At 42.9% G+C, this 15,516-nt stretch carries 15 protein-coding genes; 9 read left to right on the top strand and 6 right to left on the bottom strand.

What is annotated here, in order from left to right; genetic code table 11:
* Positions 1-125: 125 nt before the first annotated feature.
* Complete coding sequence (gltX, locus tag WCY03_RS00520; protein ID WP_345993051.1) at positions 126-1,514, bottom strand: glutamate--tRNA ligase; 1,389 nt, start codon at positions 1,512-1,514, stop codon at positions 126-128.
* A gap of 92 nt (positions 1,515-1,606) precedes the next feature.
* Between gltX and WCY03_RS00515 the strand changes: the two genes are divergently transcribed.
* Complete coding sequence (locus WCY03_RS00515; RefSeq protein ID WP_345993050.1) at positions 1,607-2,443, top strand: peptidylprolyl isomerase; 837 nt, start codon at positions 1,607-1,609, stop codon at positions 2,441-2,443.
* Between the two features lie 57 nt (positions 2,444-2,500).
* Here WCY03_RS00515 and WCY03_RS00510 read toward each other — a convergent pair whose 3' ends face one another.
* Together WCY03_RS00510 and accB are read right to left on the bottom strand one after the other, a co-directional pair.
* Complete coding sequence (locus tag WCY03_RS00510; protein ID WP_345993049.1) at positions 2,501-3,841, bottom strand: acetyl-CoA carboxylase biotin carboxylase subunit; 1,341 nt, start codon at positions 3,839-3,841, stop codon at positions 2,501-2,503.
* Positions 3,842-3,844: 3 nt separating this feature from the next.
* Complete coding sequence (accB, locus tag WCY03_RS00505) at positions 3,845-4,294, bottom strand: acetyl-CoA carboxylase biotin carboxyl carrier protein (RefSeq protein WP_345993048.1); 450 nt, start codon at positions 4,292-4,294, stop codon at positions 3,845-3,847.
* Between the two features lie 72 nt (positions 4,295-4,366).
* Here accB and WCY03_RS00500 point away from each other — a divergent pair, with 72 nt between their 5' ends.
* The 3 genes from WCY03_RS00500 (at position 4,367) to WCY03_RS00490 (ending at position 5,949) form a co-directional block, all read left to right on the top strand.
* Positions 4,367-4,798: a dCMP deaminase family protein gene (locus WCY03_RS00500; RefSeq protein ID WP_345993047.1), complete on the top strand. Its 432-nt coding sequence runs from the start codon at positions 4,367-4,369 to the stop codon at positions 4,796-4,798.
* A 42-nt stretch (positions 4,799-4,840) separates the two neighbouring features.
* On the top strand, positions 4,841-5,344 hold the full coding sequence (locus tag WCY03_RS00495; RefSeq protein ID WP_345993046.1) for a GAF domain-containing protein: 504 nt from the start codon (positions 4,841-4,843) through the stop codon (positions 5,342-5,344).
* Between the two features lie 113 nt (positions 5,345-5,457).
* Entirely contained in the window at positions 5,458-5,949 is a 492-nt protein-coding gene (locus WCY03_RS00490; RefSeq protein WP_345993045.1) for a GAF domain-containing protein, read from the top strand.
* A 3-nt stretch (positions 5,950-5,952) separates the two neighbouring features.
* Here WCY03_RS00490 and asnB read toward each other — a convergent pair whose 3' ends face one another.
* Positions 5,953-7,752: an asparagine synthase (glutamine-hydrolyzing) gene (gene asnB, locus WCY03_RS00485; protein ID WP_345993044.1), complete on the bottom strand. Its 1,800-nt coding sequence runs from the start codon at positions 7,750-7,752 to the stop codon at positions 5,953-5,955.
* Positions 7,752-8,321: a class I SAM-dependent methyltransferase gene (locus WCY03_RS00480; RefSeq protein ID WP_345993043.1), complete on the bottom strand. Its 570-nt coding sequence runs from the start codon at positions 8,319-8,321 to the stop codon at positions 7,752-7,754. Before WCY03_RS00480 ends, asnB begins: the two co-directional genes overlap by 1 nt.
* A 142-nt stretch (positions 8,322-8,463) precedes the next feature.
* On the opposite strand from WCY03_RS00480, the gene WCY03_RS00475 reads away from it, so the two are divergent.
* The 5 genes from WCY03_RS00475 (at position 8,464) to WCY03_RS00455 (ending at position 14,129) form a co-directional block, all read left to right on the top strand.
* A complete protein-coding gene (locus WCY03_RS00475; RefSeq protein WP_345993042.1) occupies positions 8,464-9,402 on the top strand; it encodes a hypothetical protein in 939 nt (312 codons plus the stop codon).
* Positions 9,403-9,455: 53 nt separating this feature from the next.
* Positions 9,456-10,796: a hypothetical protein gene (locus WCY03_RS00470; protein WP_345993041.1), complete on the top strand. Its 1,341-nt coding sequence runs from the start codon at positions 9,456-9,458 to the stop codon at positions 10,794-10,796.
* Between the two features lie 17 nt (positions 10,797-10,813).
* Entirely contained in the window at positions 10,814-11,836 is a 1,023-nt protein-coding gene (locus WCY03_RS00465) for an LPP20 family lipoprotein (protein ID WP_345993040.1), read from the top strand.
* Positions 11,837-11,955: 119 nt separating this feature from the next.
* Positions 11,956-12,702 carry a DUF481 domain-containing protein gene (locus WCY03_RS00460; protein WP_345993039.1) on the top strand — a complete coding sequence of 249 codons (747 nt, stop codon included), beginning with the start codon at positions 11,956-11,958 and terminating at the stop codon, positions 12,700-12,702.
* A gap of 11 nt (positions 12,703-12,713) precedes the next feature.
* Entirely contained in the window at positions 12,714-14,129 is a 1,416-nt protein-coding gene (locus WCY03_RS00455) for an aldehyde dehydrogenase family protein (protein ID WP_345993038.1), read from the top strand.
* Between the two features lie 3 nt (positions 14,130-14,132).
* Here WCY03_RS00455 and WCY03_RS00450 read toward each other — a convergent pair whose 3' ends face one another.
* A complete protein-coding gene (locus WCY03_RS00450) occupies positions 14,133-15,374 on the bottom strand; it encodes an EAL domain-containing protein (protein ID WP_345993037.1) in 1,242 nt (413 codons plus the stop codon).
* Positions 15,375-15,516 lie beyond the last annotated feature (142 nt).

Below are 15,516 nucleotides of genomic sequence, written 5' to 3'. Positions count from 1 at the left end.
ATAACGACCTATTTTAAAAGCAAAGAAATTTCTCCTTCTTTGCTTTTACCCGCCATTCTTACAATCCAATCTTTCTGATCGTCTAAGCTATTAAAATTTATATAATCACTAAAAAGTTATATTATTTAGCTGTTTGCTTCTATTGCAGAGGTTATGCGCTGCAATGTTTCATCACGTCCGATCACGGACATCACGACATCCAGACCTGGACCCGAGAGTTTTCCCAGCAGCGCTACGCGCAGAGGCTGGCCTATCTTGCCAAAGCCGATGGCTCTCTCATTTACAAGCTCTTCCATCACGCGGTGGTAGTCAATTGGAAGATGAAGATCTTCGCTCTTTTTCAGTCTCGCAGCAAAGTCGTTCAATATCTCGAAAGAATCCTCTTTAAAAGCTTTCTTGACCGCTTTTTCATCATATACGACGGGTGCTCCCAGGACTTCACTGATCAGATCGGCGAGATCCTGCAATGTTTTTGCGCGCTCTTTTAAAGCGTCTAGCAATATCTCTCTTTTATCATGCGAGGAGAGCACCAATCCGAAATACTCCAGCAGTTCGGAAAGCTCGGGATTTTGCATGTTTTTTATGTAATGTGCGCTCAGCCAATCGAGTTTATCGACATTGTAGATGGAGGCCGAACGGTTGATATCCTTGGGATCAAAAAGCTCCATCATCTCCGTCATAGAGAATATCTCCTGATCTCCGTGGCTCCATCCAAGACGAACCAGGAAGTTTAAAAGTGCTTCGGGTGTATAACCGAGATTTTTGTACTCCATGACATCGGTAGCTCCGTCGCGTTTGCTTAGCTTTTTTCCTTGAGAGTTATGGATCATCGGCACATGATAGAATTTGGGTATCTCAAAACCTAAAGCTTCATAGACCACCATCTGTTTTGGCGTGTTTGAGAGATGATCGTCACCGCGGATGACCGTATTTATACCCATAAGTGCATCATCGATAGCCACGACAAAGTTGTATGTCGGACTTCCGTCGGCTCTGGCAATGATGAAATCATCAAGAATATCTTTTACCTCAAAGGTTACATCCCCTTTGATGCCGTCTTGCACCGTTATGCTTCCTTCTAGCGGAGCCTTTATGCGCACGACCGGCTCGACACCCTCCGGCGGAGTTCCCGTAAAATCGCGGTACCGCCCGTCGTACATCGCACGTTCTTTACGTGCCATCTGCTCTTCTCGAAGCTCGTTAAGCTCCTCTTTTGACATATAACAGTTGTAAGCTTTACCCTCGTCTAGCAGTTTTTGGATATATCTTTTGTAGATATCCATACGCTTTGACTGATACTCGATTTCGCCGTCATGCGAGAGTCCTAGCCACTTAAATGCCGCAACAATAGCATCCGCCGCTTCTTGAGAGTTACGGGTTAAGTCGGTGTCTTCTATGCGCAAGATGAATTTACCGCCGTTTTTTTTGGCCCAAAGATATGAAAAAAGTGCGGTTCTAAGGCCTCCGATATGCAGATATCCCGTAGGTGAGGGTGCAAAACGTGTAACAACCATAATAAGCCTTTTTATAAAGTATGTAATTTTAGATAATCATTGGTTAAAAGCGGGTAAAATAAGATTTCAAATTAAATTAAAAAGCGACTTACATGTATAAAATCATATTTTTGATACTTTTCTCTCTGGCTCTGAATGCAAAAATGGTTGACGGCGTAGCCATCTTGGTACAGGATGACCCCATAACGACGATGGACATAAAAAAGATGATGCATGACTCCCATCTGGATCAGAGCAAAAGCATAGATATTCTCATAAGAAAAAAACTGCAAGAACAGGAGATACGATCACGTAAAATAGAAGTGAGCAATGATGAAGTGATCGATGAGATAAAAAATATGGCACGCCAAAACAATATGAACGTCAACCAGTTTTATGAAGCTGTCGCCAACAGCGAGAACCTGACATCTTCAGAAATACAAAAGAAGATCAAAGAGCGTCTCGTCAACGAAAAACTTTTCCAATCCATCGCGTTTTCTCATATGGAAGAGCCCGATGAGCAGGAGATAAAAGATTATTACGAACTCAACAAAGCGAAGTTTAACCACCCGCAGAGCTTTACAACGATCGTATACGAATCTAAACGCAAAGATCTGCTTCAAGAAAAGATAGACAATCCAATGTTCTATTCACCCGAGATATCACACCGTGATCAGACCCTCGAATACAAAAAGATATCGCCCCAGCTAGCAGAGATGCTGGAAAAAACTCCCGTAAACGGATTCTCCGCCGTTATTCCAAACGGTAAGGACGGCTATCTCAGCTTTTATGTCCAAAGCGTTGCTAAAAACAAAGAGACGCCTCTTGAAGATATAAAAGCTCAGGTCACGAATATGATCATGAACGATAAACGAGAACAGGTTTTAAAAGAGTATTTTGACCGCGCAAGACTAAACGCGAACATACAAACGATAAGAATGCCCGAGTAAAAAATAGAAAATTAACGAAGAGAGAAGATATATGAACATAAGTTCATATATCGGTTTTTAGCCTTTATACCCGTCTAAGTATTTCGTATCGAAGTTGTTGCTTAGGAAATCGGGGTTTTTCATCATCTTTTTATGAAACGGTATCGTGGTCTTGATACCGCTTACCTGAAACTCGCTCAAAGCTCTGTGCATTCTAGCGATCGCCTCAGCTCTGTCTTTGCCGTAAACGATAAGCTTTCCTATCATCGAGTCATACGTCGGAGGCACGATATAGTTTGCATGCGCATGCGTATCTATACGAACATCTTTTCCGCCCGGTGCTATCCAGGTGCTTATCTTTCCTGGACATGGAAGAAATTTGATCGGATCTTCTGCCGTGATACGGCACTCGATAGAATGTCCATGAAGAGTTATCTCCTCTTGTTTTGGGAGCTCTTTGCCTTCTGCTACTTCTATCATCATTTTGACAAGATCAAGCCCGCTTACCATTTCAGAAACGGTATGTTCTACCTGAAGACGCGTGTTCATCTCCATAAAATAGAAGTTCAGGTCAGCATCGAGCAGGAACTCAAAAGTTCCGGCACCCTCATACTTGATGAACTCGCCTGCACGAACTGCCGCGTCATGAAGCCTTGTTCTTACTTCGGGAGTCAACACGACGGCCGGAGACTCTTCTATGAGTTTTTGATGTCGACGCTGCATGGAACAGTCGCGCTCACCTACATGGATCACGTTTCCATGAGAATCTGCCATGATCTGAACTTCGATATGACGAGGATTTTTGATGAATTTTTCCATATAGATGGTTCCGTCGCCAAACGCAGTGATCGCTTCGCTCTCAGCTGCTAAAAATGCGTTTTCAAGGTAGCTTTCGTCTTCAACGACACGCATACCGCGCCCGCCGCCGCCCTGAGCGGCTTTTAAGATGACCGGATAGCCGACCTCTTTTGCTCTTTTCTTTGCATCTTTAATGTCGGTGATCGCACCGTCACTTCCCGGGACTACGGGAACATTCGCTTTGACCATAACATCTTTTGCTTTTGATTTGTCGCTCATAAGAACCATGATCTCAGGAGTCGGTCCTATGAATTTGATCTTATGATGCGTACATATCTCGACGAAATGCTGATTTTCACTTAAAAAACCGTACCCCGGAAAGATCGCGTCACAACCGCTGATCTCCGCGGCAGATATGATGGAAGGGATATTCAGATAACTCTGAGAGCTCGGTCCGCCGCCGACACAGATAGCTGCATCAGCCAGTTTTAGATATTCACTGCCTTTGTCTGCCGTCGAGTAGATAGCGACAGCTTCTTTGCCCATCTCTTTGATCGTTCTGATCGCACGAAGAGCTATCTCACCGCGATTTGCAACAAGTATACGTTTTATTTCTGCCATCGATTAAATCTTTTCTACTACAAATAACGGCATATCATATTCGACCGGCTGACCGTCACTCACCAATACGTCAAGGATCTTACAGTCAAATTCGGCTTCAAGCTCGTTCATGATCTTCATCGCTTCGAGTATCGCCAGAGCCTGACCTTTTTTAACGGTATCTCCTTTTTTAACGAATGCAGGAGAGTCCGGTGACGGAGATGCATAAAAAGTACCGACCATTGGAGAAAGGATCATATCGCCAGAAATTTCGACAGCAGTTTCACTTGGGGCTGCAACTGCAGCGACGGGTGCAGCAGCAACAGGTGCAGCAGCGACGGCAGTCACGGGAGCCGCAACGGCACCGACTGCTTTTTCAAGTTCTATACTAAATTCATCTTTCGCAATTTTTAATCTACTTAAACCACTTTCATCAAATTCGCGCATAAGCGCCTTTATCTGTTTCATGTCCATTTTAAGTCTCCAAAATATATATTAAAATTTTGCGATATAATACCATAACAAATATTAAATTTCAGGGCAGATATGCTAAGCGATATAAATTTTATCAATATAGCCACAGAGATTGCAAGCGCTTCAAAATGTGTCTCTAAGCAGGTAGGTGCCGTCATCGTAAAAGACGGAAGAATACTCAGCACGGGCTACAACGGAACACCCGCAGGATATACAAACTGTAACGACCATTGGGACGGAGAGTATACAAAAGAGCATCACGATTGGTCCAAGACCTACGAGATCCATGCCGAGATGAATGCGATCATCTGGGCTGCAAGAAAAGGAATAAGCGTAGAGGGAGCGACCATCTACGTTACGCTGGAACCCTGCAGCGAATGCAGCAAGAACCTTATCGCCAGCGGTATAAAACGCATAGTGTACGCAAAATCTTACGAACATACACATTCGGAAGTCATCTCAAAATTTATAAAAGACAACGGTGTTGTTATAGAAAAACTCTAATATCTCTATAACATCCGTAAATAATAGCAGCGGAGAAAGATTATGGATAACAGTTCTAGATATGCAAAATTGACGGAATTTGGAAAAAAACTGTTAGGAAAACCCTCTTTGAACGACGGCTTGGTCTTGATCTCAAAAACGGCAAAAGACCTGCTTAACGCCGACAGATGTTCGATCTACATATACGACAGTGAAAAAAACGAGTTATGGACAACATTCGCAGACGGAATAAGCAGGATAAGAATATCCGCCGATGAGGGTTTGGCCGGATATACTATAAAAGAGAGAAAACCCATCATCAGCAATGACCCTTACAAAGACAGCAGATTTTTAAAAGAGATAGACCATAAAACCGGCTACATCACAAAAAACATAGCGACTTCTCCTGTCTTTAGTTCGGACAGAAAGATCATCGGTGTTTTGCAGCTTTTAAATAAAGAGGGCGGTTTCAACAAGGAAGATACAAGATTTATGATATTCTTTTCTCACTATATCAGTACCTATCTGGAACTGGCGTCGATGTTTGAAGATGAAAACGAAGAATAAAAGATGCAGGAGAAAACTTTCAAGAAAAGGGTATAATTACCCCTATGCGATCAAAATAAAACAGCGGACAAACAATAGAAGAATTAAAAAACAACTACTAATGAGGATGAGAGATGCAAAGGTTTACGGAAATAGCGAAATTTGGTAAGCAGCTTATTGAGACGCCCCATATGGATAATGCCCTTGAGCTGATATCTATCGAAGCCAAAAGACTGCTCAACTGTGAAAGATGTTCCATATTCCTTGTCGATTACGATGCCGATATGCTTTGGACAAAACACAGCGACGGGATCGGCCGCATCGCTATATCCATAGACTCCGGAATCGTCGGACATACTTTTAAATCAAAAACTCCTCAGCTTGTAAACGACCCTTACAACAATGAATTCTTTATGCCAAACATCGATAAAAAAACAGGCTTTGTGACAAGAAACATCATTACCACGCTTATTTTCGACTCAAATCACGAGATCATAGGAATAATTCAGCTTCTTAACAAAATAGACGGTGATTTTACTGCCGAAGATATGAAAATATTGAACTTTTTTTCCAACTATGTCAGCGGTCCGCTGGAACTATCCCTCATACAGGAAAAATCGATCTGAATTTTATAGCAGGTTCTTCTTGATCCACCAAGAGAGTACGTAGAGTCCCCAGACATGCTGTTTAAATCTTCCTCTTTCTGCCCGTTCGATATATTTTTCCAACACCTCTTTTTTAAACATCCCCGTCTGCTCGTTCACTTCTTTGATCAGAGATATTCTTCCCGAAGCCATAAGCCATTCCATATAGGGGTTTGAGAAACCTTTCTTCTTACGTTTTAGTATCTCTTCGTTCAAATAGGGTGAAGCGATCTTTTTTAGGATCGATTTTGTGATACCGTCTTTATAACGCAGACTTGGAGCAAGCCCAAATATGTTCTCTGCCAGATGATGATCCAAAAAAGGCGTACGCGATTCTATGGAGTGCGCCATACTCACATGATCGAGCTTTCTCAAAAAATGTTCCGCCTGAAAGATGTTTAGATCAACATAGCTGTACCAGGTACTCTCATCGGTATGCAGACTGCTCTCAAATCTGTCTCTGTAGGGTTTGAGATATTTCAAAGATTCATTGTCTCTTATGTTTTGACGTAACAGTTCGTTCTTTTGCAGATCCGTGAATTTTTCTCCGGAAGTACGAAACAAAAGCGTATCTTCCCAGATACGCTTATACCATTCCCACTCCCTGTTCATCGAAAAGTTTGAACGAAAATATTTCTTGAGCCAGTTTTTATGCATAAGTCCCGAAGCTTTTTGTATATCGAGGTACTCAAAATACTGCCTGTAGCCCAAAAAGAGCTCATCACTTCCCTCTCCGCTCATCACGACTCTGTACCCCTCTTTTTCAATCTCTTCAAAAAGCAGATACAAGGGAATCGCAGCAGGATCGTTCAACGGCTCGTCAAGAGTATCGAACACTCTGTCGCTTGCTTCTATAAACCTGTTTTTATCTATCTCGACGACGCTGTTTCTTACACCCAAAAATTCTGCCGTCACAGCCGCATTTTTGCGTTCGTCGTAATTACGGTATTCATCGTATCCCAGCGTAAAAGTATGCAGCAAATGCCCCCTCTTTTTTGCAATGGCTGCGATAAAAGCACTGTCTATTCCGCCTGAAAGAAGCGAAGCTGCCGGCACAGAGGAGTTTAAACGTATACTGATCGAATCAAAAAGACTCTTTTCTATCAGCTTTAAGGCAGTATCTTCATTACTTATCAAGTCCGGCTTTACATTCAAAATATCATAATAGCGTTTTATCTCAATCCTATTGTGCCTGTATGTAAGATACTCTCCAGCAGCGAGTTTTTGTATCCCTTTGAAAAAAGTGTGCGGCGGCGTGGGTGCCAAAAACGAAAGATAGCTTAAAAGTGCGTCATTATCCAGACTGCGGTGTTTTAAAAACGGGACAAGTGCCTTGATCTCCGAAGCAAACACAAAGCTTTTTCCTTGATGGTAATACAGAGGTTTTTTGCCGAACCTGTCGCGAAAAAGATAAAGCGTATCGCCGTCTTTGATCGCTATAGCAAACATTCCGCGAATATGCCGGACGAAATCTACCCCCCATCTGAGATACGCGGCCATCAGCACTTCGCTGTCTCCGCTGCTTTGATACTCGAACTCCAGTTCGCGCTTGAGCTCTAAAAAATTATATATCTCGCCGTTGAAGCTTACAATGATATCCTTGTGGCGCAGCGGCTGGCGCGCGGTTGCAGATGTGTCCATGATGCTTAGAAGATTGTGTGCGAAAAAGAGGTCGTTTTCTTGTACGACACCGCAAAAATCCGGTCCGCGATGCTGCATCAGTGACAAGGCATATCTCGCTTTTTGCTCTTCGTACTCTCCGATTATGCCAAATATTGCACACATTACTTATACATCCCCACCGACATGTCTTTTTGCAGGTACCCTTTTCGTATCTCTATCTTCGCACCCAATTGGCGAGCGAGTTCTCTGATCTCTTTCTCTTTAAAATAATTATACACCAGAGATTCGTCTTCCCCTTCTAAAATATTAAAAAGAAATCCTTTTTCCGACGCGCCGTAACAGTTGCGTATGAACTGGTACGTCTCGAACTTCTGAAGTATGTTCATCGCCCCGCTGCACAGATAATAATCCGCATGCGGAAGTTCGTCCGTACAGGCATCGAGCTTTAATATCTCGCATCCGGTCCTGTTTTTTGCTTCTTTGACCATCTCGTCCATTACGTCTATGCCCGTATAGCGCAGCGGTTTTTGTTTCATGTAGCCGTACATGTCCCCAAATCCACAGCCGACATCTACAATTCTGCATGCGGTTATATCCTCTTTTAACAGTGAAAGAAGGATCTTGAACCTTATCTCCTGATTGCGCTCGCTGTTCCAGTGCAGAGCCCTGCAAGTAAACCCGTGCTTTTCCAGCGATGCTTTGTAAAATTTTTCGTTCTCTATTCTTGGCATGAACTCTTCTAAAATATTTTTTGTAGTGTATCAAAACTATCTTTTAAGATTACAATACATTTATCTTGTTTTCAGTCATCTTTAAATCTGAACAAATTATACTTGTTAATTATTATTAACATTACTTATAGAGGAGAGTGTTTTGTATCGTAAATATCTAGTTTTAGCCCTTAGTTTCAGTGCACTGCTTCTTACGGGATGTGCAGCAGGCGCAAAGATAGCCATCCCTTCATATTCGCCGCCGAGGGAGGAAGCAAAGATCAAAAAAATGATCACCAAAGACGATAAGATCCCAGAAGGTGCATATATAGCTATTGCCATAAACCCCGATGTACTGAACATAAAAAGAGCTCTCCCGAAAATGAGAGATTATCTTATAGACAATATCAAGACCAAGCTTACGCAGACAAACTTCATCGCACTCAATCCAATAGCAGGAGAAAACGATGTCGTCTTGATCATGAGCGTAGAGAACTACCAGTACAATACGACGGCACATAAGCGCTCGCTGGAGCTTGAGATAAACTTCACTCTTTCACGCGGAGCGGAGGAGTTTTTGTCCAAATCGTACAAGACGTCTAAAAATCGCCAGTCAAAAGACGTCATAAGACTGCCGTCTGAAGCAGAGCTCGCGTCCGAAGCGGCAAAAGACGTCGTAGAAGATTTCGTGGCAGACATATCCCCGCTCAAAACTTTTCAGCTGCGTGAGTTCAAAGCGCTTCCCGATGATATCTCTTACGCGATAGATTACGCCAAACGAAGAAATTACAGCGGTGCGATAAAAGCTATGGAAAGCTATAAAGGCGGACGCGATATGAATTTCTACTATGATCTTGCAATCCTGTACGAGGCGCAGGCAAGCGTGAGCGAAAACCTGCAAGGACTGGAAAAAGCGGACGAATACTATAATATGGCTTTAAGCAAAGGCGGTTCAAAAGATACGCTTGTCATATCTGCAAAAGCACGTTTTGACAACTTTTATGAACTTTTGAAAAAGACCAAGGCTCAAGATGCAAAAAATCAGGGATTGATCAAAAACCGAAACGGGGAACTTGGCAGATCTGCCGATGAGTTTGAATAAATATATAAATAACAAAGGAAATAGATAAACAAATGGTGAGATTAAGATCTGTAATGATTCAGATAAGTGCAGCAGCTGCGCTTCTTGTAAATATGACCGGGTGCAGCGCCATAAAAGAAAGCTTGGCTAGCCAGGTAGAGGTTCCTACGCTTGAAAAACAGGTGAACCGTGTCGCTATCGGAATGACGATAGTCCGTGAGAACAACGTTATGAGCAATTTGATGGAGATATCGGGAGATGCGGTATGGCCGCGCCTGATCGCAGCGGATCTCAATGCTACCGAGCAAAAATATCTCGCGGCAGTCTTAAAGAAAGATCCCTATTATATGACCGTTCGTTACAGTGAGCCCATTCAGCGCAAGATGCTCGGCTGTTCGGCAGGCATGAAACAGCTCAACGATATGACGGGATTTGATATAAGTGCCATCGCCGGCGCCGTAGCGGACCCTATCTCTCCGCTCACGTACAGAGCCGTGCAAAAACTCGAAATCCTATACGGCAAAAACAGAGCAAACTGGCCCGATCCGTTTGAGTTCGATCCGGCGGCGGAAAATTTCCTCTCTTTTAAAAATGCGAAACTAAAATTGGTCGAGGCAAGTACGACCGATGCCTACAAAACGCTTGACGAAGCATTGATCGCACTTACTCCGACAAACTATCAAAAGGATCTGACCCAGGCAAAAGACGAGATGCTAAAAGCACAAAAAAACGTCGCTTCGCTAAAAGGGCAGGAGGGATCTTTAAAAACCGTACTAAATCAGGATCAAGAAAAAAGATCGACTCCTGCAAAAAATCCCGGTTATACTCCGCTGAGCGAACAGGATAAAAAAAATATAAACGATCAGTTAAATGATCTGGCGGCACAGATCACTCAAGCCGAAGCGGATGCCGATGAAAAACAAAAAATATATTTTACCCTCTTAGACGATGCTTCGACGGCTTTAAAATCCGATATCAAGCTGGATAAGGAACAGGTAAAGCTTGCCCGTAACGTGAATATCGTTTCAAAAGAGATTGAAAACGGCGCAGATGAAGCATACTCCGCATTCGGGGTCGCTCTTGCAAACGTAGGCACACAGCCGATACTGCAGAATTTTCCGACAGAATTGGTATCTCTAGCCCGTGCGGCTGCGCGATTCCCTCGATTCGCCGAACAGTTCAAAATACGTATAGAACGTCTAACGAAGAATGCCCTGTATTTCCTGCCTAACATGGGAATGGGGTCATACTACGCGCATAAACAAGCAGCGGTCGCAGCCAAATACGAAGAGATCACAAACATCATAGTCGAAGCAGCGGATGCTAAGGCAGAAGCGGACAAAGCCTCTGTACAAGATGCAAAAGAGCAAAAAAACGAGGACAATGCAACATCTACACAGCAAGATGTAAAATAAACGATATAGGAGACAACATGAAAAAACTTAGAATGATTGCACTGTTTTTAGGATTGCTGATATTTGCGTCATGTAACGGAGCTTCTGAGTCTCTGCCGCAAAATACGGCGGCTGCGGCATGGATAAACTCGCCGCCTGGCGATACGCCTGCATACTACTACGGCGTTGGCGAAGGCAAAACGCAGACCGATGCCAAAAATAACGCTCTTGCGGATATCTCATCACGTATCTCCGTCTCGGTAGATTCTACATTCACCTCAAGCCTTTCTGCTTCAAGGCTCGGCGATAACGAAGATGTCTTAAGCAAGGTAAAACAGGATGTCGTAACAAAAGCAAAAGAGATAGAATACTCCAACGTCGGCATAGAAGAGAGCTACGATGACGGAAAAAGATGGCATGTTTTAGTAAAAGTGAACAGGGAAGATCTTGCGCGTACTTACATCACAAAGCTAAAAAAAGTGGATGAACGGATAATGAACGAATGGGAAATATTCTCAAGTTCTACCGTTTTTGAAAAACTAAAGCTCAGCAATAAAATAAACGCCATGCTAAACGAAACCGATAATTACTTTCCCATCATCAAGATCATAAAACCGAACTTCAATGATTCCAGATATCTTAGCAGATATAAGATGTACACAAAAGAGATAAGAGAAGCTCAAAACGATCTTGTCTTTAAAATACAATCGGACGAAAACTCAAAATCTCTTGCATCTCTGATACGCTCCGAGCTGAGTCTGGAAAACTTTAAGTTCAGCGACAGGGCATATAACGTCTTGATAAAGATACGAACCCATGCCGTAGCAAAAAGGATAGCATCTGCAAACCCGCAGTTCGCAAAGATGGTCTGGGCGTTTAGAACGACGACGATCGAAGCTTACGACAAAACGGGCAAACGCGTCTCCAATGCGGTCGTCAAAACAAAATCCGGTTCGCCTGACGGATTCAGCGATGCTCTGCAGCGCACAAAAAAATATGAAGATATCATCGCACGCGAAGGGATCATCTCTTTTATAACCAACGGAAATCAGAAAAAATAACTCCAAAATACTCTTTACATGTAATCATAATCTTTGCTTACATGTAAACCCTAAAACTTCATCTTAGCATACTCAAATCTCCTTTTCAGTAGAATGGCATAATTTAAAAAAGGATAGAGATGCGTTTATTAGTACTACTTCTCACTTGTTTAACATTTTCATATGCCGTCGTTTCGATAGAACCCGTAGAGATAGGGAAAAAACCCGGGGTTAGCGGGGAGCTCGAAGCCTCTTTTGAGACCACAAGAGGAAATACCGAAAAAGACGAATACAAAGGCGGTATAAACATACAGTACGACAGCAATGAAAGCTACGTCACATGGGGTGAATTCACCGCGAACTACGCAGAAGCTTCAGGCGTGAAAAACACCAACAAAACCTATGCGCATCTACGATATATTCATACATATCTCGACAATAAAGATATCAATTGGGAGACTTTCGTGCAATCTGAGACGAACGAGTTCACCAAGATTCAAGAACGCTTTTTACTTGGAGGAGGTCTGCGTTTTCATCTGCTTGACAAGGCGATCGGAAATGCTTTTGTCGGAACGGGACTCTTTTACGAACACATAGACTATACCACCTCTTTTGACAAAAAAGAGGACAATGCCAGAGCAAATATCTACCTCTCCTACTCCAAAAAACTTGGCAAAGATGCAAATATCGCATATATCGGATATTATCAGCCGAGGATCGATAGTTTTGATGACTATATTATCTCAAATGCGGCCGAACTGAAAGTACATGTCTATCTTAAACTTTTCATATCGCTGAAACTGTTTTATAATATAGATTCAAAACCGGCTTTGGGCGTAAAGAAAGAGGATTTCTCGCAAACAACGAGTCTGATATATACATTTTAGGAGGTCTTGATATGGATGCAAAGATATATTTCGGTTCAACAGAGGACACGAAAGAGGTTTTTTCCGACAGACGCAGTCCCTTTAGCGGCGAAGTGGTGAGCCGTGCTCCCCTATGCAGTGCCGATGATGCAAAAAAAGCACTCAAAATAGCGCAAAACGCAGCCAAAGAAGCAAAACACTCGACGCTTTGGCAAAGGTGTTCATGGCTTTTGGACGTCGCCTCCAAACTGCGCGAGAACAAAGAGGATATCGCAAATACTATAACCGATGAAGTGGGCAAACCCATAACTTTCTCGCGTATCGAAGTGGAACGTGCCATAGAAACCATCACACTCAGCGCGGAGACGATGAGAACGATGCACGGCGAAACAATCAACACCGATGCAATGCCAAGCGGAAGAAAAGCGGTCTCCTATTTTGTTAGAGAGCCTGCCGGAGTAGTAGTGGCTATCACTCCTTTTAATTTTCCGCTGAACCTCATAGCCCATAAACTTGCCCCCGCGCTCGTCTCGGGCAATGCCGTAGTCTTAAAACCGACACCCGAAGCACCTCTGACGGCATATAAGTTTGCAAAACTCTTTATAGAGAGTAAATATGCCATCAAAGATGCCCTTAGCGTCGTTTACGGCGATGCGGAAGTGGGAAGCGCGCTTATAACCAGCGATATCCCCAGAGTCGTCAGCTTTACTGGAAGCGTACCTGTCGGTGAGATCATCACCAAAAGCGCAGGGATCAAAAAAGTAAGTCTGGAACTCGGAGGCAATGCCGCAACCTACATAGATAAAAGCGCCGACCTTGCATACACGGCGCAAAAATGTGCGTTGGGCGCTTTTGTGAACTCCGGACAAGTCTGTATCTCTTTGCAGCGTATCTACGTAAACAGTGAAATATATGAAGAGTTCGCCGCCAAAATGGCAAAAGAGACCGCCAAACTCACAGTCGGTTCTCCTTACCACGAAGATACGTTTATGGGACCGCTGATAGACGAAGACGCCGTCGCCAGAGCAAAAAACTGGGTAGAAAGCGCCGTAAGCGAAGGTGCTTCCTCTCTTTTGGAGGTCAAAACAGACCAACGGCTTTTTTGGCCATGCGTCATGACGAACGTCACGGATGAGATGAAGATCGTCTGCGAAGAGGTGTTCGCACCAATCGTATCGCTTATCAGGGTAGATGATTTTGACACTGCAAAAGCGAAAATGAACGATTCTCCTTACGGCTTGCAGTTCTCTGTCTTTACAAATGACCTCTCTCTTGCCAAACGTGCGATCGAAGAACTTGAAGCAGGCGGTATCATCATAAACGACATACCGACGTTACGATTTGACATACAGCCCTACGGAGGCGTAAAACTAAGCGGTGTCGGACGAGAAGGTCCGCGCTTTGCCATTGAAGAGATGACAGAGATAAAATCTGTCGTTATTAACTAAACCCTAGCTTGAAAGGCCGGGGTTCTCAAAGCTGTTTACCTCTTTTATACTTTGAAGGACGATATTTTTAATCACATTGTCTTGAAGTCTATGTCTTTTTTCAAACTCGGATATCGCATATGTATCAAACGCTTCTATGTCGCGCACCAATGAAAATATGTCACCAAGAATTCCCTCATCGTAAAGGATCGCATATTTCACCTCATCGGAAACATGCATATCCTCAAGTACCGTCTCCAGTTTCACGCTGAAAATGGTATCTACAAGAGAGAGCACTCCCACAAAATAAGCTTCTCCCATCATATTGCTGCCTGCATTTTTATCTACTGCTTTTAGGATGTTTTCCATCAGTTCCGTTCTGCTTTTCACCATAAGCATAAGAGGTGATTTCATGTTGTCTTTGGAAACGGATTTTGAATATATCATAAGCATAAGCCATTGTGCAAGCGGTATGCGGCCGACAAGAACCAGAATATGATGAATGGACGAGATCCTTTGTCTAAAATGAAAAACACCCGAGTTTATGAACTGCAGAAGCTTGACCGTTATCTCATGATTTGCTTCGAACTCTTTTGTAATCTCATCTATGCTCACATCTTCTAAAAGAAGATTATAAAGTTTCAGTATGTGCGATTGCGACGGTTCATATCTTTCATTTTCTATGATCTTGGGTTCTGCAAAAAAATATCCTTCAAACCATTCGCAGCCAAGCTCTTTTGCCAATATATAATCTTTTGTCGTCTCTATTTTCGTAGCGATAACCGTAATATTATATGACTTTAGCTTTTTTATAATATCCTTTACATTGGAGGGCATCCCCCTCTCAAAGTCTATCTCCATATGAGTCAGTTCTTTAAAGATTACGGCATATCTGTCCATCTCCAGCAAACTTGCATTGTTGATACACAGCTGATAGCCTTTTGCATGCAGCTGCCGTATCCGCTCGACCACTCTTTCGCTCATATCTTCCTTACTGAGCAAAGAGAAGATAAAAAACTCTTTGGGCACAGTAAAGATTATGTCATGCATCAAAAATTTTTCATCGATCTTTATAAAAGCTTTATGATCTCCAAGCAGAGATTTTGTTCCAAATACGTTTAAAACACTGTTTATGACCGAAGCGCTCGCATGTCTGTCTCCGTCTATATTGCTCTGCTTGTTTTTATCTCTGTATAAGATCTCATAAGCACATATAGCGGAATTACTGTCAACTATCGGCTGACGTCCCAAATATACATTTTCCATCTTCAATCCTTCGCACAGCTCCCGCAAAACTCATTTTTGTAACGGGAATTTTATAAGAGAACCGCCTTTTCAACAAACAATTTTAATCACTGTATGTTGGTTTCGTTTTTATTATATTCAAGATTATATAAAAGATTAATTG

It is taken from the genome of Sulfurimonas sp. HSL-1716, assembly GCF_039645975.1.
In the GTDB taxonomy this organism is placed as follows: domain Bacteria; phylum Campylobacterota; class Campylobacteria; order Campylobacterales; family Sulfurimonadaceae; genus Hydrocurvibacter; species Hydrocurvibacter sulfurireducens.
This window is presented reverse-complemented; position numbering and strand designations above follow the sequence as displayed.